This is a genomic window from Acidimicrobiales bacterium (assembly GCA_033344915.1).
In the GTDB taxonomy this organism is placed as follows: domain Bacteria; phylum Actinomycetota; class Acidimicrobiia; order Acidimicrobiales; family Aldehydirespiratoraceae; genus JAJRXC01.
In genome coordinates, this window is record JAWPML010000001.1 from 2,537,102 (window position 1) to 2,558,870 (window position 21,769).

At 69.6% G+C, this 21,769-nt stretch carries 15 protein-coding genes; 5 read left to right on the plus strand and 10 right to left on the minus strand.

The annotated features are described in order from the left end of the window. Positions 1-6 precede the first annotated feature (6 nt). Positions 7-2,037, plus strand: coding sequence for an ASKHA domain-containing protein (locus R8F63_12385; protein MDW3219399.1), 2,031 nt, complete (start codon positions 7-9; stop codon positions 2,035-2,037). Next, on the plus strand, positions 2,034-3,578 hold the full coding sequence (locus tag R8F63_12390; protein MDW3219400.1) for a trimethylamine methyltransferase family protein: 1,545 nt from the start codon (positions 2,034-2,036) through the stop codon (positions 3,576-3,578). The genes R8F63_12385 and R8F63_12390 overlap by 4 nt, the downstream gene beginning before the upstream one ends. Here the strand turns inward: R8F63_12390 and R8F63_12395 are convergent. Continuing rightward, positions 3,572-4,876, minus strand: a complete 1,305-nt coding sequence (locus R8F63_12395; GenBank protein MDW3219401.1) for an MFS transporter — start codon at positions 4,874-4,876, stop codon at positions 3,572-3,574. The genes R8F63_12390 and R8F63_12395 overlap by 7 nt on opposite strands. Next, the gene (locus R8F63_12400) at positions 4,873-6,024 is read right to left on the minus strand and encodes a glycine cleavage T C-terminal barrel domain-containing protein (GenBank protein ID MDW3219402.1); all 1,152 of its coding nucleotides are present in this window, start codon (positions 6,022-6,024) and stop codon (positions 4,873-4,875) included. The genes R8F63_12395 and R8F63_12400 overlap by 4 nt, the downstream gene beginning before the upstream one ends. A gap of 40 nt (positions 6,025-6,064) precedes the next feature. Between R8F63_12400 and pabB the strand changes: the two genes are divergently transcribed. Next, a complete protein-coding gene (gene pabB, locus R8F63_12405) occupies positions 6,065-7,864 on the plus strand; it encodes an aminodeoxychorismate synthase component I (protein MDW3219403.1) in 1,800 nt (599 codons plus the stop codon). Positions 7,865-7,873: 9 nt separating this feature from the next. On the opposite strand, the gene betA is transcribed toward pabB, so the two are convergent. Genes betA through R8F63_12425 form a run of 4 tightly spaced genes read right to left on the minus strand, consistent with a single transcriptional unit; the run spans position 7,874 to position 14,229 of the window. Further along, on the minus strand, positions 7,874-9,556 hold the full coding sequence (betA, locus tag R8F63_12410; protein MDW3219404.1) for a choline dehydrogenase: 1,683 nt from the start codon (positions 9,554-9,556) through the stop codon (positions 7,874-7,876). Positions 9,557-9,569: 13 nt separating this feature from the next. Then, positions 9,570-10,793: a glycine betaine ABC transporter substrate-binding protein gene (locus R8F63_12415; GenBank protein MDW3219405.1), complete on the minus strand. Its 1,224-nt coding sequence runs from the start codon at positions 10,791-10,793 to the stop codon at positions 9,570-9,572. A 56-nt stretch (positions 10,794-10,849) separates the two neighbouring features. Next, a complete protein-coding gene (locus tag R8F63_12420) occupies positions 10,850-13,018 on the minus strand; it encodes an ABC transporter permease subunit (protein MDW3219406.1) in 2,169 nt (722 codons plus the stop codon). Further along, on the minus strand, positions 13,018-14,229 hold the full coding sequence (locus tag R8F63_12425) for a glycine betaine/L-proline ABC transporter ATP-binding protein (GenBank protein ID MDW3219407.1): 1,212 nt from the start codon (positions 14,227-14,229) through the stop codon (positions 13,018-13,020). Before R8F63_12425 ends, R8F63_12420 begins: the two co-directional genes overlap by 1 nt. 154 nt (positions 14,230-14,383) lie before the next feature. On the opposite strand from R8F63_12425, the gene R8F63_12430 reads away from it, so the two are divergent. Both R8F63_12430 and R8F63_12435 read left to right on the plus strand, forming a co-directional pair. After that, positions 14,384-14,701, plus strand: a complete 318-nt coding sequence (locus R8F63_12430; GenBank protein MDW3219408.1) for a metalloregulator ArsR/SmtB family transcription factor — start codon at positions 14,384-14,386, stop codon at positions 14,699-14,701. Next, complete coding sequence (locus R8F63_12435) at positions 14,698-15,600, plus strand: permease (protein MDW3219409.1); 903 nt, start codon at positions 14,698-14,700, stop codon at positions 15,598-15,600. The genes R8F63_12430 and R8F63_12435 overlap by 4 nt, the downstream gene beginning before the upstream one ends. A gap of 10 nt (positions 15,601-15,610) precedes the next feature. Here the strand turns inward: R8F63_12435 and R8F63_12440 are convergent, their stop codons facing one another. From R8F63_12440 to R8F63_12455, 4 genes are read right to left on the minus strand one after another with little or no spacing between them, the layout of a single operon-like run. Further along, positions 15,611-18,148, minus strand: coding sequence for an FAD-dependent oxidoreductase (locus R8F63_12440; protein ID MDW3219410.1), 2,538 nt, complete (start codon positions 18,146-18,148; stop codon positions 15,611-15,613). Then, positions 18,145-19,401 (minus strand): aromatic ring-hydroxylating dioxygenase subunit alpha, encoded by a 1,257-nt coding sequence (locus R8F63_12445; GenBank protein ID MDW3219411.1) that lies wholly within the window; start codon positions 19,399-19,401, stop codon positions 18,145-18,147. The genes R8F63_12440 and R8F63_12445 overlap by 4 nt, the downstream gene beginning before the upstream one ends. Beyond that, positions 19,401-20,933, minus strand: a complete 1,533-nt coding sequence (locus R8F63_12450; GenBank protein ID MDW3219412.1) for a trimethylamine methyltransferase family protein — start codon at positions 20,931-20,933, stop codon at positions 19,401-19,403. Before R8F63_12450 ends, R8F63_12445 begins: the two co-directional genes overlap by 1 nt. Next, positions 20,926-21,672 carry an IclR family transcriptional regulator gene (locus R8F63_12455; protein ID MDW3219413.1) on the minus strand — a complete coding sequence of 249 codons (747 nt, stop codon included), beginning with the start codon at positions 21,670-21,672 and terminating at the stop codon, positions 20,926-20,928. Before R8F63_12455 ends, R8F63_12450 begins: the two co-directional genes overlap by 8 nt. Positions 21,673-21,769 lie beyond the last annotated feature (97 nt).

Here is a 21,769-nt window from a genome sequence, read left to right on the forward strand (position 1 = left end):
CCGACCATGGAGGCCCGGGACGCGACCGTGATCTTCACCCCTTCGGGGGTGCAGGCCCGCGTGCCGGAGGGCACCACCCTGCTCGACGCGGCCCGCTCCGTCGCGGTCGACCTGGACTCCACCTGCGGCGGCCGCGGCCTGTGCGGTCGCTGCCAGATCACGCCGTCGTTCGGTGACTTCGCCAAGTGGGGGATCACCTCCACCACGGACGACATCAGCGAATGGACCACCAGCGAACGCGACTATCGCGGGCGCCGACCGATCACCGAGGGCAACCGCCTCGGGTGCCAGGCGCTCGTCCGTGGCGATGTCGTCGTCGACGTGCCGGCCGAGTCGCAGGTCCATCGCCCCGTCGTGCGCAAGAAGGTCGACCTCACCGGCCTCACCCTCGATCCGATGATCACCGCGCGCTACGTCGAACTCCCGACACCGGAGCTGGGCGACGAGCGCACCGATGCCGAGATGCTGGCCGCCGCCCTCACCGAGGACTGGGGTCTCGGACCGACCCGGGTCGACGCGCGGACGCTCAACGACCTCCAGTCCGCCATCGTCGCCGGTGGTCGCTCGGTCACGGCGATCGTCCACGCCGACGGTGCCGTGCTCCACGTCCGACCGGGATTCGACGAGACGATCCTCGGACTCGCCATCGACGTCGGCTCCACGACGATCGCGGCGTATCTCGTCGACCTCGCCAGCGGCGAGGTCGTCGCCGGGGGCGGCGCCATGAATCCCCAGATCCGCTTCGGTGAGGACCTGATGAGCCGGGTCTCGTACGTGATGATGAACCCCGGCGGCGAGCGGGAGCTCACCTCGGCCGTCCGCGGCGCGCTCGACGGCATCGTCTCCGAACTCGCCACCGATCTGGACGAGGACGAGACCACCCTGCGGCGCCGCATCCACGACGTCGTGCTCGTCGGCAACCCCGTCATGCACCACCTCCTGCTCGGCATCGACCCGACGCCGCTCGGCGCGGCGCCGTTCACGCTCACGGTCGGCACCGCGGTCGACCTGCGAGCCGAGGAGCTCGACCTCGACCTCCCGTTCGCGCGAGCGCACGTCGGGCCACTGATTGCCGGTCACGTCGGCGCCGACGCGGCCGCGGCCATGCTCAACGAGGGCACTCACCGAGCCGAGAGCCCCCAGCTCATGGTCGACGTCGGCACCAACGCGGAGCTGGTGCTCGGGGCCGGCGATCGGACCTACGCCGCCTCGTCACCGACAGGCCCCGCGTTCGAGGGCGCCCAGATCAGCTGCGGCATGCGCGCCACCGCGGGCGCGATCGAACGGATCCGGATCGACCGGACCACCTACGAAGCCCGGTACAAGGTGATCGGCTCCGATCTGTGGAGCGACGACCCGGGCTTCGCCGCGGACACCGCCAAGCTCGACATCGCCGGTCTCTGCGGCTCCGCCATCATCGAGGTCATCGGCGAGATGTTCCTGGCCGGTGTCTGCGACCACAACGGCGTGGTGCAGGGGGCACTGACGGCCACCACGGACCGCGTGCGCCCCGAGGACCGGACCTTCCGCTATGTCATCCGGGACGCCACCGACACCTCGCCCGAGCTGGCGATCACGCAGAACGACGTGCGCCAGATCCAGCTCGCCGGCTCCGCCCTGCGCGCCGGGATCGACCTGCTCATGGAACACGCAGGCGTGACGGAGATCCACGACGTCCGCCTCGCCGGCGCCTTCGGGGCCCACATCGACCCGGTGTACGCGCTGGTCCTCGGCCTCGTGCCCGACGGCCCGGTGGAAGGCGTGCGGGCGGTCGGCAACGCCTCGGGGGCCGGCGCGATCCGCATGCTGGTGAGCGCCGAGCAGCGCGCCGAGGTGGCGGCCGCCGTGCGCTCGATCGAGAAGATCGAGACCGCGACCGAGCCGCGCTTCCAGGAGTTGTTCGTCGCGGCCATGGCGTTCCCCCACGACACCGCGCCGAGCCCGCATCTGGCGAAGGTGGTCGAGCTGCCCGAACGCGTCGCCGCGTCCGACTCCGGCCGGCCCCGGCGCCGCCGTCGTTCGACGGGTTCGCCATGAGCGAGACCGACGCCCGGCGCGGACGCCGCGGCGGCGGCCGGGCGGCGCGACAGGCCGCGCGGGCCGAGGTCGGCGGCGAGACCGTCGCGTATCTCGAACGCCGGCTCGCGCCGGTCGACATGCTCGACGAGGAGGGCCTCGCCCGGATCGAGGCCAACGCGGAGATCATCCTCAGCGAGGTGGGCATCGCGTTCCAGGACTTCCCCGAGGCGCTCGACCTGCTCCGCGACGCCGGCGCGGACGTGGACGGCGAGCTCGTGCGCTTCCCCGCCGGCATGTGCCGCGAGATCGTGCAGACCAACGCACCGACATCGTTCGTCCAGCACGCCCGCAATCCCGCCCGCAGCGTGAAGATCGGCGACAACTGCACGGTGTTCGCGCCGAACTACGGGTCGCCGTTCGCCTTCGATCTCGACAAGGGCCGGCGCTACGCGTCGCTCGCCGACTTCGAGAACGCCGTCCGCCTCACCTACATGCTTCCCCACCTGCACCACTCCGGCGGCACGGTGTGCGAGCCGGTCGACATTCCCGTGAACAAGCGCCACCTCGACATGGTGTATTCGCACATCCGCTACAGCGACAAGCCCTACATGGGCTCGGTCACCGCGCCCGAGCGGGCGGCCGATTCGATCGAGCTGAGCCGCATCGCCTTCGGCGGCGACCTCGGCGACCGCACCGTGATGACGTCGCTGATCAACGCGTCCTCGCCGCTGCGCTGGGACGCCACGATGCTCGGCGCGGCCACGGAGTACGCCCGCGCCAACCAGGCGGCCATCATCTCGCCGTTCATCCTCGCCGGGGCGATGTCGCCGGTCACGGTCGCCGGGCTCGCCGCCCAGGCTCTCGCCGAGGCCCTGTCGGGCATGGCCTACTACCAGCTGGTCCGGCCGGGCGCGCCGGTCGTCTTCGGCACGTTCGCGTCGTCGATGTCGATGGCCACCGGGGCGCCGACGTTCGGCACACCCGAAGCCGGGCAGGCCATCAACGTGATGGCATCGCTCGCCCGCCGGGTCGGGGTGCCGTTCCGGTCCGGTGGCCAGTTCACGTCGTCGAAGTACCCCGATGCCCAGGCCGCGTACGAGTCGGCATCGACCATCCTCCCCACCGTCGAAGCGGGCGTGAACTTCGTGCTCCACGCCGCCGGGTGGCAGGAAGGCGGCCTCACCCTCGGGTTCGAGAAGCTGATCATGGACGCCGACCAGCTCGGCATGATGGGGGTCTACGCCCGCGGCATCGACCTCTCGGCGAACGGCCAGGCGATGGAGGCGTTCCACACGAACCCCCACGGCGACCACTTCCTCGGCAACGCCCACACCCTCGCCAACTTCGAGACCGCCTTCTACCGTTCCACGATCGCCGACAACAACAGCTTCGAGCAGTGGGAGCTCGAGGGTTCGCTCACCGCCGCCCAACGGGCGAACGCGAAGTGGAAGGAGATGCTGGCCGCCTACGAGGCGCCGCCGCTCGACGCGGCCATCGACGAGGAGCTGCAGGAGTTCGTCGCCCGCCGCAAGGCGTCGATGCCCGACGCCGCCTACTGAGCGTCGCCGTCCCCCGCCTCGGCGGACGTGGCGTAGACCGATCGCCGGCGGCGACCGATGAGGTTCGACGCCACCGCCGACGCACGGGCCGGGTAGGCCACGAATGCCCGCTGGCGTTCGGCGGGGAGCGCGTCGCGGAAGAGCACCCGCCACGAGATGTAGGACGCGATCAGCCCGTGGGTGACCACCATCACGACGAAGAACGCTCGCGGGCTCGTGGCCGACATGAGCGGGGCCGCCACGAGCGGGCCACAGACCGCGCCGACCCCGTTCACGCGGACGAGCGACGCCGACGACGCCGTGAGCTGCGACTGGGGCAGCCAGTCGCCGGCGTAGGCGATCGTGAGCGAGTAGAGCGGGAACGTCGTCCCGCCGAGCAGGAACATCAACCCGATCGCCGCCCAGCTCCCCACCGGCGCGACGGTGAGCACGGCGCACACGCCGGCCGCGGCGACCGCCACCCACCACATGACGGACCGCCGCGAGACCCGGTCGGAGATCCAGCCGATGGGCCACTGGAGGAGGAACGAACCGATCAGTGGCGCGGCGAGGAAGGTGGGAATCCGCGACGCCGGCACGTCCGCCGCGATCGCGTAGACGGCACCGAGCCCCATCAGTACGCCGGCCGACATGCCACCCCAGAACGAGCTGACCACGCCGGTCGGGACCTGGCGGAAGAGCTCGCGCATCGACAGGGGCTCCGGGATGCCGGTGGGCGGGCTGGTGGAGGCCGAGAGCGTGACCGGCAGCAACGACGTCGACACCAGGATCGACGCCAGCACGAAGAGCTTGAAGCCGGACGGGTCGGCGGCCTCGAGCAGATACTGCCCGATGGTCATGCCGCCCATCGTCGCGACCATGTAGAGCGAGAGGAGCCGTCCCCGCGTCGCGTTGGTGGCCATGTCGTTGAGCCATGACTCCGAGACCACGTAGAGGCCGCTGAAACAGACCCCGGTGACGAAGCGCATCGCCCCCCAGCTGAGCGGCGAGATGAGAATGGCGTGGGCGAGCACGGCGGCGGAGGCAGTCGACGCCAGGGCGGCGAACACGCGGATGTGGCCGACCTGCGCCAGCATGCGTTCGGCGTATTTCGCGCCGACGAGGAAGCCGGCGAAGTAGCAGGCCATGACGACGCCGGCCGCGCCGAGCGAGAAGCCCTCCACCTGGGTCCGCACCCCGAGGAGCGATCCCTGGAGCCCGTTGCCCGCCATGAGGAGGGCGACCCCGATCAGCAGGGCGCGGGCCGCGACGACCGGGTTGTTCTCGATGAGCGGACCGCCCTCGACGTCGTCGCTCACTTCAGGTGCGGCTTCTCGACGACGACCGCGGGCAGGCAGCCGTGGACCGGGTGGTCGATGCCGAGTTCGGTGCCGAGGCGGCTGTGCTCGACGGTGGTGCGGACGAAGCCGATGTTGCGGCGCAGTCGGGGCGACCAGCAGGCCGAGGTGAGCGTGCCAACTTCGTGATCGTCCCGGCGCACGGGAAGCACCCGCGGCATGTCGCCGTCCGTGAAGGTGCCGAGATCGGGACCGTCGATGTCGACGCCGACGAGCCGGCCCGTCGGACCCGCCGCCCGCTGCGCGAGGAGTGCGTCGCGGCCGACGAAGTCGTCGGGCTGGTCGAGATCGACCATCCAGTCGTGCCCCGACCCGAGTTCGAGCGGTGTCGTGGTGTCGTCGATGTCGCAGCCCAGCGCCAGCATGCCGGCCTCGATCCGGCGGACGTGGTTCGGCGCGCCCGCCGTGATGTCGTGGCGCTCACCGGCCCGCATCACCGTGTCCCACCACTGCTCGGCCCGGGCGTTCTCGTCCGCCCGCGCGTCGGCGACATAGATCTCGTAGCCGTCCGTGCCGCCCCAGCCAGTGCGGGAGATGACGAGCTCGAGGCCGTCGTGTTGCCGCCGGATCAGCCGGTAGTAGCCGAGGTCCGGCAGCTCGTCGCCGAAGAGATCGTCCATGACCGCCGGCGCGTGGGGACCCTGGATCTGCACGGGCGCGATGTCGGGCACGGCAACGTCGACGTCGTAGCCGCTGGCGAGGGCCAGACCCTGACACCAGAGGTGGATGTCGGCATCGGCCACGCTCAGCCAGAAGCGATCGTCGTCGAGCCGGAGCACGACCGGATCACCGATGATGCCGCCGTCCGCATTCGTCATGAACGCGTACTTGCACTGGCCGACTTCGTGTGACGAGAGATCCCTGGTGACGAGGTACTGCATCAGCGCCACGGCGTCCGGCCCCCGCACCTCCACCTGGCGCTGGTAGGCGACATCCCACAGGGTCACGCCGTCGATCAGGGCCCAGTACTCGGCGACGGGGTCGCCGTAGTGGAGCAGGTGGTACGTGTGGTTGTAGACACCGCGCGCCGCCTTCTCCGGGTCGGCCACCGCGAGGGCGCGGCGCAGATACGGCGACTCGTCGATCCTGGCGTATCGAGTCAACGGCACCGGGCGCTCCGCACGCGCGAGAGCGTATCGTTGCTCTCCGATGCTTCGTGTCACTCGAGCGCTCGTCCGCCATGCCACGCCGCAGGGGCGGCGGTGGGTCTCCTTCAGCGATCCGATCGAGCATTTCGTGGCTGACGACCTCGCGTCCGTCGGCGCCGCGATCGACGCCGCGGAGGCGGCGGCCGCGGCCGGCCGCTGGGTGGTCGGCTTCGTGTCCTACGACGCCGGACCGGCGTTCGACCCGGCGATCGCCTCGCATCGAGCCGACGACACCCCGCTCGTCGCCATGGCGAGTTTCGCCGAGGCTCGGCCCTCGCGGGGGCCGGCCGGACGGCTGTTCGAGACCGGCGACTGGGTGCCATCCGACGACCAGGCGGCCTTCGAGTCGTCCGTGCGCGAGATCCGCGAGCGCATCGCGGCGGGCGACACCTACCAGGTCAATTACACGATGCGCCTCGACACCCAGTTCGCCGGCGACCCCGAAGGTCTGTTCGCCGCGCTCTGTCGGGCCCAACGAGCGGACCATCTCGCCTTCATCGACCTGGGCGACGCGGCCGTGTGCTCTGCGTCCCCGGAGCTGTTCGTCCGCCGCATCGGCCGCACGGTCGAGACGCGGCCGATGAAGGGCACGCGACCACGCCACCCGGACCCGATCCGCGACCGCGACCTCGCGGAGGAACTCGTGCGCAGCGAGAAGGACCGGGCCGAGAACACGATGATCGTCGACATGGCCCGCAACGACCTCGGACGCATCGCCGATGTCGGCTCGGTCCGGACCGTCGCCCTGCACACCGTCGAGAGCTATCCGACGGTCCACCAGCTCACGTCGACGGTCGTCGCCGAGACGGACGCCTCGCTGCGCGAACTCTTCGCCGCGACCTTCCCCGGTGCCTCGATCACCGGCGCGCCCAAGGTGGCGACGTCGCGCATCATCACCGAGCTCGAGTCCCGACCCCGCGGCACCTACACCGGCAGCGTCGGGCTCATCGAGCCGGGCGGCGACGCGGAGTTCAACATCGCCATCCGCACGGCGTGGGTCGATCAGCGCACCGGCACCGCCACCTACGGGGTCGGCGGCGGCATCGTGTGGGACAGCGACGAGACGGCCGAGTGGGAGGAGGCGCACGACAAGGCACGGGTGCTGTATCGGGCCACCCGACCGTTCCGGCTGCTCGAGACCCTCGGCTGGGATCCCGGCGCGGGACCCATCCTCCTCGATCGCCATGTCGCCCGGCTCGCCGCGTCGGCCGCCCACTTCGGGTTCGACTGCGACGTGGCCGAGATCACCCGCCGGCTCGGCGCGGTGCGGGCCGAGGAGCCGAAGCGACTCCGGCTGCTCGTGGCCGCCGACGGGGCCATCGAGGTCCAGGTCCTCGACATGCCGCCCCGACGCACGGACGCCTGGCAGCTGGCGATCGACACGTTGCCGGTGGGGCGCGGCGACGAGTTCCTGCGCCACAAGACCACCCGCCGGGACCGCTACGAGGAGGCCGCCGGCCGCTTCCCCGACGCGGACGACGTCGTGTTGTGGAACGAGGACGGGGAGATCACCGAGACCTCGGTCGCCAACCTCGTCCTCGAGATCGACGGCGAGGCCCTCACCCCCGCCGAGAGCAGCGGCCTGCTCCCCGGCACGCTGCGGGCCGAACTCCTCGCCAACGGTCGCATCCGTGAGGCGGTCCTCACCCTCGACGACCTCCACCGCGCCGACCGCATCTGGGGCATCAACTCCCTTCGCGGCTGGATCCCGGCCGAGTTGAGACACCGGGGTCAGAGTCCCGTCCCACCTTCCGTGCCCCCGGCCGCGTCGCGATCCGTCGAAGGTGGGACGGGACTCTGACCCCGCGTCTCAACTTCGGGCGCGGTGGAAGTCGACGGGCTCGGGGGCGAGGGGGGTGTTGCCGAGGATGAGGTCGGCGGCCTTCTCGGCGAGCATCATCACCGGCGCGTAGATGTTGCCGTTCGTGACGTAGGGCATCGCCGACGCGTCGACCACCCGGAGCCCTTCCGTGCCGTGGACCCGCATGGACGTCGGATCCAGGACGGCGTCGTCACCGACGCCCATCTTCGCGGTGCACGACGGATGCAGCGCCGTCTCGGCGTCCCTGCGGACCCAGTCGAGGATCTCGTCGTCGGTCTCGACCCCCGGCCCCGGTGAGACCTCACCGCCGTTGAAGCGGTCCATGGCCGGCTGGTTCAGGATCCGCCGCGCGTGGCGAACTGCCTCGACCCACTCGCGCTTGTCGTTCGGCGTCGTCAGATAGTTGAACCGCAGCGCCGGCTTCGCCATCGGGTCGGTGCTGGTGATCTCCACCGAGCCGCGCGTGTCGGCGTACATGGGTCCGACGTGCACCTGGTAGCCGTGGCCGCCCTCGGGCGTGGACCCGTCGTAGCGGATCGCGATCGGCAGGAAGTGAAACATCAGGTTCGGATATTCGACCTCGTCGTTGCTGCGGATGAACCCGCCCGCCTCGAAGTGGTTCGACGCCCCGGGCCCCCGGCGGAAGAGCCACTGGAGACCGATCCACGGTCGCTTCCAGAACGCCAGGTTGGGCTGGAGCGACACCGGCTCCTTGCAGGCGTACTGCACGTAGACCTCGAGATGGTCCTGGAGGTTCTGACCGACGCCGGCAACGTCGGCGACGACCGGGATCCCGAGACCCTCGAGCAGCCCCGCCGGGCCGACCCCGGAGAGCTGGAGGAGCTGCGGGGTGTTGATCGCGCCGCCACAGAGGATGACCTCACCGGCCTCCACCGATCGTGGCCTGCCCCGATGGACGTAGTCGACACCGACCGCCCGGTTTCCCTCGAAGCGCACCCGGGTCGCATGGGCCTTCGTGTGGAGGTCCAGGTTCTCCCGCCCGAGCACGGGATGGAGATAGGCCCGGGCGGCGCTGAGCCGGCGGCCGCGGTGGACGTTGCGGTCGAAGGCGTTGAACCCCTCCTGGCGATAGCCGTTCACATCGGTCGTGCGGGGGTGTCCGGCCTCGACCGTGGCGTCGAGGAACGCCTGGAAGAGTGGGTTCGTCGCCGGTCCCCGCTCGAGGACCAGCGGCCCGTCGTCGCCGCGGAAGTCGGGGCCATCGTCGGGGTGCAGGCACGTCTCCATGCGCTTGAAGTACGGCAGGCAGTGGGCGTAGTCCCACTGCGCCATACCCGGGTCGGCGCCCCAGCGCTCGTAGTCCAGCGGATTGCCCCGCTGGAAGATCATGCCGTTGATCGACGACGACCCGCCGAGCACCTTGCCCCGGGCGTGGTAGACGGTCCGCCCGTTCATGCCCGGCTCCGGTTCGGACTCGTACATCCAGTCGTAGAAGCGGTTCCCGATGCTGAACGAGAGCGCCGCCGGCATGTGGATGTAGACGTCGAACTTCCAGTCGCGCCGGCCGGCCTCCAACACGAGCACCGAGGCGTCCGGATCAGCCGACAGCCGGTTCGCGATCGCACAGCCGGCCGATCCACCGCCGACGACGACATAGTCGTAACGCGAAACGGCCGACCCCCGAGGGGGCCGGCCGTTCCGGTCGTTCACGACGAGGTTTGGATCAGGCCGCGGCGATCGCGTTCGCGATCCAGGTGTCGACCGTGTCACGGTTGTCCGTGATCCAGTCGGCCGCGAGCTGCTGGACGTCGGCGCCGTTGCTCATGTCGACGTTCATCAGCGAGACCTCGAGAACCGACATCTTGAAGTCGGTGAGGAACTGCTCGACCGCCGGGTTGGCCTCGAGGAAGTCGCTGTTGGCCGTCACCAGGATGTCAGCGGCGACCCAGCCGAGCGTGCACGTACCGTCAGCGCTTCCGGGGCACTCATCGGTCCCGATGGTGGCGGTGCCGGGCAGCTGGCTGTGCTCTTCGCCACCCTCGACGCCGGTCGGGTTGGAGTCGTCGATGACGTCCTCGACCGTGAGCCAGACGACATTGTCGCCGGGGCGCAGCTGGGTGATGTAGGCGCTGGGCGTCCAGGTGTAGATCACCATGGGCTCACCGGCGTCGGCCTTGGTGGCCGCCTCGGCGAACATGGCGTCGTAGCCGGCGATCGTCTGACCGATGTTGTCCCAGCCGGAGAACGCGATCTGCGAGGTGATGATGTCGTCGCAGGTGTAGCTCTCCTGGCAGCCGTAGATGTCGGCGACACCGTTGCCGGGCACCGGATCCTGGGCGTCGTAGGCGGCGAGCGCGTCCGGGTTGTTGTTCAGGTCGTCGAGCGACGTGATGCCGAACTCGTCCGCGAAGGACTTGGTGACCAGGTAGCCCTGCAGGCCACCGGCGGGCATCATCTCGCCGACGATGCTCAGGTGGTCACCGACCAGGGACCCGTCCGGGAGTTCGTTGGCGAGCCAACTGCGGTGACCCGGGTACCAGCTGTTGATCCAGAAGTCCATGTCGGCCTGGGCCATCGAGATGTAGGCCTGGCTCGGACCGAGCTCGAGATCCCGGGGATCGCTCACGTCGTAGCCGAGCTCTTGCAGGATCGCTCGGGCCACGTAGGCGTTGGGGTCTTCGGTGTTCCAGTCGGCCTTGCCCATGGTGATGGACACGCCCTCACCGGGCAGTTCGCCCTCGCCCATGTCGTCGCCGGTGCCGTCGTCGCCGGTGCCGTCGTCGCCGGTGCCGTCGTCGCCGGCGCCGTCGCCGGTGCCGTCGTCGGCGCTGTCGTCGCCTGCGGCGTCGTCGCCGGCGCTGGTGCTGTCATCGTCTCCACACGCCGCGGCCAGCATGCCGAACACGACGAGCAGACACGCGATGAATGTGATTCTCTGCTTCTTCATTGGGGTAATCCCCTCCTGGGTTGGCTTCGGAAGCCGAGCAACACGTCCCGCGCGGCTCAGGCCCCGGCAGTTGACGATAGGGCGTCGCCGGCCGCTACGGCTACCGCACCGTCAGATAATCCTCTGTCGGCCTGTTCGCCATCGAGGGCCGGAAGGGGCGGATACACCTTGCTTCGCTCGTAACCCCCGACGATCAATCGTCCGCTGACGATGGCGTGAACGCCGGTGATCAGTGCGAACAACACCCCGACACCACTGGTGAAGTTCGGGTCGGTGGCCCGAGCCAGCGACCCGATCCAGCCGGAGGCGATCGCCATGATCCCGACGCCGAATCCCATCGCGACGATGCCGCCGATCCACTGCCGGCGTTCGCCGAGACCGAACACGCCGGCGGCGCCGAGACCGCCAGCACCACCGATGAGCGACAGCACGAGCACGACGATGCCGAGTCCCGGCCCGTCGGGCGTCTTGCCGTCGAGGACGATCGCGTCGTCGGCCACCGCCGTGGCCCGGATCGTCTGGATGCGGGTCGCCGCCACGCCAGGCTCGATCTCTCCGGCCTCCGACTGGCGGATCACCTCGTCGAGCTCTGCCTGGATCGCAGGGGTGATCACCGCGTCCTGGCGTTCGTCGAGCGTCCACGACGAGAACATGGAGACGACGGCGAACAGAACGCCCGCCACCGCGACCGCGATCGGCCCGATCACGACATGGGGTTTGAGGGGACGACGAGGGCCGTGTTCCGCGTCGCGAACCCAGAGGACGCCGAAGACCGTGGCCACCAGTCCGCCTGCGATGCCGACATAGACGCCGAAGCCGTGGCTGTACTCGAGGGTCAGCACGGACGGTTGGATCAGGACGTAGCCGAGAACCGTGAGCAGACCGCCGATCGACGCGAGGAGCGCCCCGTCGGGGGCGAGCCACCGTCCGCCCGCACCGGGCCGCATCAACATGTTGGCGCTGGCCAGAATGGCGACGAGGGAGAGAACGATGAGGATGATGCCGAACCACGAGCCACCCTCCGGGGCGAGTCCGTTGAACGACTCGCCCGGGAGGCTCTGGTCGGAACGACGCGAGTAGCCCGTGACGAGACCGGCATCGGTGCCCCAGGGCAGCAGCACGGAGATCATCATCACCACCGCACCGGCGATGACGCCGTAGATCGACCGACGCTCGGCGGGGCCGACGGCGGCGATCTCGCCGGACTGAGCGATCGCGTCCGCGAGCTCCGGTTCCACCGCGACGGGCTCGACGTCCGGGTTGAAGTCGGGATCGTCCAGCAGGATCTCGGGGGCCCGGCGGGCCTTCCACGCGCCGACGATGCGGGTGAACAGGCTCGTGTTCGCCCCCGACTGGGGCTGGGCTATCCGGTCCAGGATCACGGCGAGGAGGAAGAACGCAAGGCCGCTCGACGCCGCGAGCGCGACGTCCTGTTGGCCGAGCGCCCGGAACAGCAGCTGGCCGAGTCCACCGGCACCCAGGATGGCGGCGATGCCGAGCATCGAGAACGCCAGCAGCAGCGTCTGGTTGATGCCGGTCATGATCGCGGGCCGCGCCAGCGGAAGCTGGACGTCGCGCAGGACGCGGAGCTCGGTGGCGCCGTAGGCGCGCGATGCCTCCACCACGTCCTCGGGCACCTGTCTGATCCCGAGATTGGTCAACCGTATGAGCGGCGGCAGGGCGAACACCATCGTCGCCATCGTCGCCGACACCCGGCCGACCCCCCAGAAGTAGACGAAGGGGAGCAGGTACACGAACGAGTGGATGACTTGCATCGCGTCGAGGGTGGGTCTGAGTACGGACCACACCGAGTCCAGTCGTCCGGCGAGGATCCCGAGTGGGATGCCGATCACCACGCAGATGACCACGGCGACGACGATGAAGCCGATGGTGCGGGCTGTCTGGACCCAGTACTCGTCACCGAGCAGGCCACACACCACGAGGGCACCAGCCGTACCCGCGGCGACCGTGAGGTTGCGCACCAACCAGGCGATCAGGAACATCATGCCGACGAGCACGAGCCACGGGAGCTCGATCAGGAAGTTGTCGACGATGTTGCTGAGCAGGAACTCGAAGGGCCACTCGATGCCCTCGAGCAACCACTCGAGGTTGAGGGTCACCCAGTTGACGGCCTGCTCCGTCCATGTGCCGAACGGAATCGTGAACTGATCGAGGACCTCGTTGTCTCCGATGCCCGGAGGAGCGTCTTCCTGCAAGAACAACATCACATGAACACCTCTCGCTCGAAGTCGTCTATGAGCGACTCGACCCGACCCATCTCTTCCATGATGTGGCGGGGATCGAGATTGCCGACGAGTCGACCGTCGTCGTCCACCACCGCGATCGGGATCCCCCGACCGGCCGCCGAATACACCTCGTTCAAGGTGTCGTGCGACCGGCAGGTGGAGAAGTCGCTCCGCAGCCCGTCGTCGAGCTGGTCGCTGCCCATGCCCGAGGCCCGGATGCCGTCGCCCGTGGTGAGGACGGCCACGGGGCGACCTTCGTCGTCGACGACGAAGGCGCCGGCCCGATCACCGAGATGCTGCAGGCCGTCGCGCAGGGAGAGGCTGCGGGCGATCGGTTGGGGTTCGACCATGATCTCGTGGACCTGGATGACCCGGCCCTGGTCGACGTCCTGCACGAACTCGGCCACGTAGCCGGTCGCCGGCTGGGTGAGGATCTCCTCGGGGGTGCCGATCTGGACGACCGCACCGTCCTTCATGATGCAGACGCGGTCCCCGATGCGCAGCGCTTCGTTGAGGTCGTGGGTGATGAAGAGGATCGTCTTCTTCAGTTCGGCCTGGATCGCCATCATCTCGTCCTGCATCTGTCGGCGGATGAGCGGGTCGAGCGCACTGAACGCCTCATCCATCAGGAGGATGTCGGGGTCGCTCGCGAGGGCCCGGGCGAGGCCGACGCGCTGTTGCATGCCGCCGGAGAGCTCGGAGGGATAGTTGTTGGCGTAGCGGGCCAACCCGACGAGGCCGAGCGACCGCAGCGACGACTCGTCGCGTGCGTGCTTCCTGACCCCCTGGACCTCGAGCCCGTAGCCGACGTTCTCGATGACGGTGCGATGGGGGAAGAGGGCGAAGTGCTGGAAGACCATGCCCATCTTCTCGCGCCGGAACGCCTGGAGGGCCTTGCCGGAGAGCTGCTGGACATCGGTGCCGTCGACGAGGACCTCACCATCGGTGACGTCGTGGAGCTTGTTGACGGTTCGGATCGCGGTCGACTTGCCGGAACCCGACAGGCCCATGACGACGAAGATCTCACCCTCCTCCACGGAGAAGCAGACATCGGTCAACCCGACCACATGGTTGGTGCGCAGCTGGACATCGTCCTTGCCGACACCGGCCTTGGCCAGCTCGAGCGCTCGCCCCCGTGGTTGGTCACCGAAGATCTTGTAGACGTTGTTCAGCCGGATCTTCTCGGTCACTTGGCCTTCACTCCCCCACAGTCGGAAGGATTGACGTAGAACTGCCCCCGACCGGTACCAAAATTCGACCATAGCACGACGATCCGAGCCGCCCCGCAGCCGTCCGGCCCGCTCACTGGACGAGCCGCAATTCATCGTTTATCGTCGATGAACGATGAATTCCGAGCCGGCAAAGACGACCATCGACCCCGCCACCGCCGCCGAGTACGCGCGCTGGTTCCGGTGTCTCGCCGACGGCACCCGCGTGCACATCCTCAACGTGATCGCCACCGCCGACGCACCGCTCGCGGTCGGCGACATCGTGGAAATGGTCGGCCGGAGCCAGTCCACGGTGTCGCGTCACCTCCAGCTGCTGGCGGAGGACGAGTACGTCTTCCTCGAGCCGGACGGGGTCCGCACGCTCGTACGGGTCAACGACGCGTGCATGACCGCGCTGCCGGCCGCGGCCGCCGCGATCATGGGCGTGCCGTGATCCGCTCGACCGCGCTCCTCGCCGTCGAGTTGATCGGGCTGATCATCGGCGTCACGTTCCTCGTCCAGCTCGTCCAGCGCCGCCTGGGCCCGGATCGGATCCGCGACCTGATGGGCGGTCATCCGCTGGTCGCCGCCCTGAAGGGCATCGGCATCGGATTCGTGACGCCGTTCTGCACCTATTCCGCCATCCCCATGCTGCTCGGGCTCCGCCAGGCCCGCGTCGCGACCGCCGGGTGGGTCGCCTTCATCGTCGCCGCGCCGGTGCTCGATCCGATCCTCTTCGGCGCACTGTCCGTCATCATCGGCGTCGAGGCCGCGCTGCTCTACATGGTGATCGCGTTCGCCGCGGCGCTCAGCCTCGCCCTCGTTGCCGAAGCAGTGGGGATCGACGCCCATCTCAAGCCGATCGACGAGCCGGCCCGGGTGCTGGTCGGGGCGAGCAGTGCGCCGGCCGACCCACCGGCGGTCGAGTCGTGGCGCGGCCTGCGGCGGGAATCCGGCCCTGCCTGGCAGGCGTCGATGCGCCTCCTGCGGACCATGCTCCCGCTGCTCGCCGTGGGGCTCGGGATCGGCCTGGCCATCGAGTCGTTCGTCGACGCGGAGACGGCCGCCCGCATCACCGGCGAACACGAGCAGCTCGCGATCCCGCTCGCCGCCGCGCTGGGCACACCGCTCTACATGAGCACCGAGCTCTACATCCCCATCGCCGACTCACTCCAGAGCGCCGGCGTGTCGATCGGCGCGATCGTCGCCCTCACGATCGCCGGGGCCGGCGCCAACGTGCCGGAGTTCGTCCTGCTCGGTCGCATCGCCAGCCGCCGGCTGATCGGCCTCTTCATCGCCTACGTCTTCACCATCGCGGTGCTCGGCGGCGCGCTTTCCGCCCTGCTCCTGTAGCTCGGCGGGCTCAGCTCCGCATCCGTTCGCCGTCGGGATCCCAGAGGCAACCGTCGACGAGCTTCGCCGCACGCCGCTCGCCCACGATCTCGATCTCGAACGGGCCCGTCGATGACGCGAGCGCGGCCGGCACGTAGCCCATCGCCACCGAGACATCGGCGTGATGGGCGTAGCCGCCGGAGGTGACCCAGCCGACGACGGCGCCGTCGTGCCAGACGGGTTCGTCGCCGATGACGTCGAAGCCGGCGCGACCGGGGGCAGTGTCCACCGTCCACGTACAGAGTCGTACCGCCGATCCGGCACCGCCGACCGCGTACTTCGCGGCCAGCGCATCACGCCCGATGAAGTCCTTCTCCATCCGCACGAAGCGGTCCAACCCGGCCTCGAACGGGTCGTAGATCGGGCGGTACTCGCGGGCCCACGAGCCGAATCCCTTCTCGAGGCGCAGCGAGTTGAGCGCGTGGAGCCCGAAGAGCCGCAGTCCGAACTCCTCGCCCGCGTCCATCAGGGTCTCGTAGACGTACCGCTGATAGCGGGCAGGCATCCAGAACTCGTAGCCGAGGTCGCCGGTGTACGTGACCCGGCCACACCAGACCGGGGCGAGACCGACGTTCAACTCCGTGAAGGACATGAAGCGCATGCCCTCGCGGCTCACGTCGGCGTCGGTGACCTTCGCCAGCAGGGCCCGGCTGTTCGGCCCGGCGATGGAGAGACCGGCCATCTCGAAACCGAGCGTCTCGTAGCGCACCGACCCGTCGGCCGGCAGGTGCTGGTCGAACCAGCGCTCGTAGTAGCGCTCCGCCACGCCGGAGCCGAAGAGGACGAACTCCTCGCGCTGGCGGACGTTGCCGGTGGCGCCGCCGGTGATCGTGTGGGCCGGGCCTTCCGCCAGGCCCGTCGCCGCGCCGAACGTCGCGACGGTCAGGTCGCCGATCAGGTTTCCCCTCTCGTTGGTCATCGGGGTCAGCGCCATGCGACCCGGATTCGGGATCCGCCCGGCCAGGAGCCGGTCGAGGAACGACCGGGCACCGGGCCCGGCAAAGCGGAACTTCGAGAACCCCGTCGTCTCCATCATCCCGACGCTGCTGCGCACGGCCAGCGTCTCCGCCCGCACCTGGTCCCACGCGTTCGACCGGCCGAACGTGACCTCCTCGACCGCCTCCTCCCCCTCGGCCTGGAACCACATCGCCGATTCGAGACCGAAGCCGTCGCCGAAGACGGCGTTCTCGGCCGCGAGGCGATCATGGATCGGCGACGTCTGCACGAACCGCCCCTTGGGCAGGAACTCGTTGGGGAACGTGATGCGGAACCGGCGGCTGTAGTTCTCCCGCACCTTCTCGTTCGTGTACGCCATCGTCGCGAAGTCGCCGTAGCGGGCAATGTCCATGCCCCAGATGTCCGCCCCGGGGTCGCCGTCGACCATCCAGGCGGCGAGGGCGAGGCCGACCCCGCCACCCTGGGACAGGCCGGCCATCACCGCGCAGGCCGACCAGAACCCGGGCAGACCCCGGACGGGGCCGAGCAGCGGGTTGCCGTCCGCAGCGAACGTGAACGGCCCGTTGACGACCTGCTTGATGCCGGCCTCGGCGAAGACCGGGAAGTGCTTGAAGCCGGTGTCGAGCGACTCGGCGATGCGGTCGAGATCCGGCGGGAGCAGGCGGGCGCCGAAGTCCCACGGGGTCTGGCCCGGCGACCACGGCTTCCCGGCCCGCTCGTAGGTCCCCATCAGGAGCCCGTTGCCCTCCTGGCGCATGTAGATCTCGCCACCGAAGTCGATCGCGTGGAGGAACTGCTTCCCCGTGCGGGCGTTGTACTCGACGACCTCGGGGATCTCCTCGGTCAGCAGGTACATGTGTTCCATGGCGAGCAGCGGAAGCTCCAGCCCGACCATCCGGCCCACCTCACGGGCCCACAGTCCACCGGCGTTGACCACGTGTTCGCAGTGGACGATCGCCGTGTCCTCGTCCGTCTGCGTGTCGTAGACGGTGAGGTCCCAGCCCCCGTCGGGTGCCCGGTTGATGTCGCGCACCCACCGATGGCGGTGGGTCTCGGCCCCCCGACGGCGGGCGCACTCGAGATAGCCGTGGGTGATCTGACTCGGGTCGAGATGACCCTCGTGGGCGTCCCACATCGCGCCGACGAAGTACTGCTCGTCGAGGATGGGGAGCAGCTCCTTGGCCTCCTTCGCGGAGATCAGCTCGGTGTCCATGCCGAGGTAGCGGCCCCGGGCATGGCTCATCTTCAGCCAGTCCATCCGCTCGCGGGTGTCGGCGAGGGCGACGCCGCCGGTGATGTGCATCGACGCGTCGATGCCCGACTCCTTCTGGATCTCGCTGTAGAGCTCGATCGTGTACTGCTGGAGCTTGGCGACGTTCGGGTCGCCGTTGAGGGTGTGCATGCCGCCGGCCGAATGCCAGGTGGACCCGGCCGTGTACTCCGCCCGCTCCAACAGCATCACGTCGGTCCATCCAGCCTTCGCGAGGTGGTAGAGCACGGACGCGCCGACGACGCCACCACCGACGACCACGACCTGGGCCTGTGTCTTCATCTCAGCTGTTCCTCGGTCTCGGCGCGATCGATCGCGGGCGGATGCGGATTCTCCCCCGTGCCCAGACGAGACGTCGGGCTGCCGTCGTCGCCCGCGGGTACGGCCACGGTCGCGAGGGACGACGCGGTCATGCAGTCCGCGACCATCCCGTGGAAGCGATGGAGCGGTTCTTCGAACCGCGGCACCAACGGGCCGGGCGGGACGTTGCCGCGGTGCAGGCCGCGCTGACCCCGCTCGACGATGTCGATGTCCTCGTCGTTGACGTCGAACCAGAAGGCGCGTGTGGTGTCGAGGTCGCCGTCGGCCAGCGGTGCGGTGGACGGGGGCAGCAGGAACGAGCAGTGCTCGCGTGTGTGGCCCGGCGCGACGGGCTCGAGGAGGATGAGGAACACGTGGTTCGGCAGCACGGCGAGCAGCACGTTCGGGAAGATCGCGACGAACCGGCCCGACACCGCATCGGAGTCGTCGAGTCCGGCGGCGGGGGGCAGCACCAGCCAGTCGTCGCGGTCGTCGCCCGACACCGGGCTCGTCGTCTGGCCGCAGTACAGGCCCGGGCCCTGGTAGCGGTAGTGGTCCTTCACGCGCGACACCTTGGCGAGCTCCGGATGCACCCAGGCCAGGTGGTAGTACTCCTGGAAGTTCTCGGTGATCAGCTTCCAGTTCGCGGCGATGTCGAGCGTGCGCGTCTCCTCGAGCCGCCAGTCCTCGAAGCCGTAGCCGGCCATGCGGGCGGGGAGGTCCCCGAGCCACTCTCCGAGCGGCACGGTGTCCGCTGCGAGACAGGCGAACACCACGGGTCCCCAGCTGTCGACCCGCACGGGGACCAGGCCGTGCTCCGCCGGATCGAACTCGTCGCGGGGCACCTCGTCGAGGAACGGCGTCGCCACGAGCGTGCCGTCGAGGCCGTACCCCCAGCGGTGGTACGGGCACCGGATCGTGCCGGCCACGTCGCAGTCGACGTCGGCCAACTCCGTGCCGCGATGACGGCAGCTGTTGAGGAACGCCCGCAGCACACCCTCGCCGTCGCGGGTGACGAGGATCGACCGCTCCCCCACCCGGCGCACCAGCAGGCGACCCGATTCGGCGACCTCCGCGGTGGTGCCGACGGCGACCCATCCCCGCTCGAACAGGCGGGTGCGCTCGTCGGCGAAGAACTCCTCGCTGGTGTACGCCTGTGGGGGCAGACCGGTCGCGGCCGTGAGCGGCGCCCGGGTGCCGGTCCAGAAACCGGCGCTCGTCCACGGGCCCGGCATCAGAAGTCGGTCTCCACGCCGCCCTCGGCGATGCGGCGCTGCACGAATTCCTCGAGTTCGGCCCGGCGCTGCGGATCCATGGTCGGTTCCTCGTAGGTCGCGAGATGGGCGGCGACGAGGCGCTCCGCATGGTCGAGCGACGTCGGCGCACCCGCCTCCTCCCACGTCTCGTAATTGCGCCAGTCCGACACGGCCGGCGAGAAGAACGCATCCCGGTAGCGGTCCTGGGTGTGCTGCACACCGAAGAAGTGACCTCCGGGGCCCACCTCGGCGATCGCCTCCACCGCCATGGTCGCGTCGTCCACCACGAGCGGCTGGAGGAACGTGGCCACGCTGTTGACGATGTCGTTGTCGACCATCATCTTCTCGTAGCTCGCCTTCAGCCCGCCCTCCATCCATCCCACGCTGTGCCAGATCATGTGGGCGCCGCCCATCACCGCGCCCCAGAGCGCGAAGACGCTCTCGTAGCCGGCCTGCGCGTCGACCGCGTTCGCGGCGTTGACCCCCGAGGACCGGTAGGGCACGCCGTAGCGGCGGGCGAGCTGTCCACCGAGCATGGCCGACTGGACGTACTCCGGCGTGCCGAATGCGGGCGAGCCGGACTGCATGTCCACGTTCGAGGTGAACCCGCCGTAGACGACCGGCGCGCCCCGTCGCACGAGCTGGGTGAACGCGATCCCGGCGAGGGCCTCGGCGTTCTGCTGCACGACAGCACCGGCGATGGTGACCGGTGCCATCGCGCCGGCGAGGGTGAACGGCGTGAGGACGATCACCTGGTTGCGCGCGGAGAACTCCAGGATCCCGTTCAGCATCGGGGTGTCGAGCTGGAGCGGCGAGTTGCAGTTGATGACCGAATGGATCGACGGCTCGACGTCGAGCCGAGCGTCGTCGATGCCGCGGACGATCTTCACCATCTCGATGGCATCGCGGTTCATCTGTCGGCCCAGCGAGTACGCCCCGACCGACTTCGTGGAGAGGGTGAACAGGTCCTGCAGGGCCACCAGGTGACGGATCGACGGATGCACGTCCACCGGTTCGACGGGATAGCCGCCGTGGAACGACACCGACGACAACGCCTCGCTGAGCCGCACCAGGTTGCGGAAGTCCTCGTGGTTGCCGGTGCGCCGCCCACCGGCGCGGGTCTCGACGTTCGGTGCGCTCGCGACGGCCCCGAAGGCGACGCTGTCGCCTCCGATGTGGAGGTTCCGCGCCGGGTCGGTGGCGTGGACGGTGAACTCGGACGGTGCCGACGCCACGAGATCGGCGATGAGTTCGGCGTCGAAGCGGACCCGGTCGCCCTGCACGTCGGCCCCCGCGTCGGCCCACATGCGCCGCGCCTCGGGATGCAGGAACACGATGCCGGTCTCGCGCAGGACGCGCAGCGACGACTCGTGGATCGCCTCGAGCTGATCGTCGCTGACCACCCGGGTCGGCTCGAACGGACGCCGGTGGGTCCGCCAGGGCGGCTGGGCGGGCGCCTGCGGGCCCGCGGGCCGGTCGCGGCGTCCTCGGCGGCGGGGGGCGTCACTCATGACCGAGCTGCCGACTGACCTCGTCGGCGACCGCGAGCACCCGCTCGGCGACCGCCGAAGCCTGCCCCTTGGGCGGATACCGGTACGTGGGTCCGTACGTGTACAGGGCGCCGATGGCGCGGCCGTTCGGCCCGACGACGGCGGCGGAGCAACTCGACAGGCCATCCACGTACTCGCCGTGGGTCCACATCGTGCGGGCCGAGCGGGCCCGGCGGATGCGGGACCGGATCTGATCCGCATCCGTGACGGTGTTGATCGAGCAGGCCACGAGTTCGCCGGTGAGATAGTCCTCCACGTCGGCGCTGTCCCACGTGGCCATCGCGACGAGGCCGGCGCCGCCGGCGTGCAACGGCACCCGGGTGCCCGTCCAGTTCTCGGCCTGCACCGGCTTGGGCGCGTCGACCTGATCGACGGTGACGATGTCGCGTCCGGAGACGACCGCGAAGCACGCGGCCTCGTCGAACTCGGCGCTGAGGTCGGCCAGGACCGGGTGCACGAGCGCCCGCACCCGCAGGCTCGGATCCTCGGCCGAACCGAGCTGCTGGATCAGCGGGCCGAGGTCGTAGCTGCCGTCGCCGTCCCGGCGCAGCGCGCCGGTGTCCTCGAGGGTGCCGAGCAGACGGGCGGCGGTCGTCGTGGCGAGCCCGGAGCGGTCAGCCAGGTCGACGAGCCCACCCGGCGAACGCCCGACCTCGCGCAACAGCGCCATCGCCCGCTCAACGCTCTGCACGTTCCCCATGACGATTCGGAGATTACCGAAGTACGGGAACCCCGTCCACCGATTCCCACCTACCGGAAACCGCGCAACACCTGGGGTCTGACCCCCGCTTCACCTC

What these genes read in the sequence shown, in the direction of transcription:
- R8F63_12385 (MDW3219399.1), top strand. Translation starts at nt 7, where the DNA reads ATGGAGGCCCGGGACGCGACCGTGATCTTCACCCCTTCGGGGGTGCAG.
- R8F63_12390 (MDW3219400.1), top strand. Translation starts at nt 2,034, where the DNA reads ATGAGCGAGACCGACGCCCGGCGCGGACGCCGCGGCGGCGGCCGGGCG.
- pabB (MDW3219403.1), top strand. Translation starts at nt 6,065, where the DNA reads ATGCTTCGTGTCACTCGAGCGCTCGTCCGCCATGCCACGCCGCAGGGG.
- R8F63_12415 (MDW3219405.1), bottom strand. Translation starts at nt 10,793, where the DNA reads ATGAAGAAGCAGAGAATCACATTCATCGCGTGTCTGCTCGTCGTGTTC.
- R8F63_12420 (MDW3219406.1), bottom strand. Translation starts at nt 13,018, where the DNA reads ATGTTGTTCTTGCAGGAAGACGCTCCTCCGGGCATCGGAGACAACGAG.
- R8F63_12430 (MDW3219408.1), top strand. Translation starts at nt 14,384, where the DNA reads ATGAATTCCGAGCCGGCAAAGACGACCATCGACCCCGCCACCGCCGCC.
- R8F63_12440 (MDW3219410.1), bottom strand. Translation starts at nt 18,148, where the DNA reads ATGAAGACACAGGCCCAGGTCGTGGTCGTCGGTGGTGGCGTCGTCGGC.
- R8F63_12445 (MDW3219411.1), bottom strand. Translation starts at nt 19,401, where the DNA reads ATGCCGGGCCCGTGGACGAGCGCCGGTTTCTGGACCGGCACCCGGGCG.
- R8F63_12450 (MDW3219412.1), bottom strand. Translation starts at nt 20,933, where the DNA reads ATGAGTGACGCCCCCCGCCGCCGAGGACGCCGCGACCGGCCCGCGGGC.
- R8F63_12455 (MDW3219413.1), bottom strand. Translation starts at nt 21,672, where the DNA reads ATGGGGAACGTGCAGAGCGTTGAGCGGGCGATGGCGCTGTTGCGCGAG.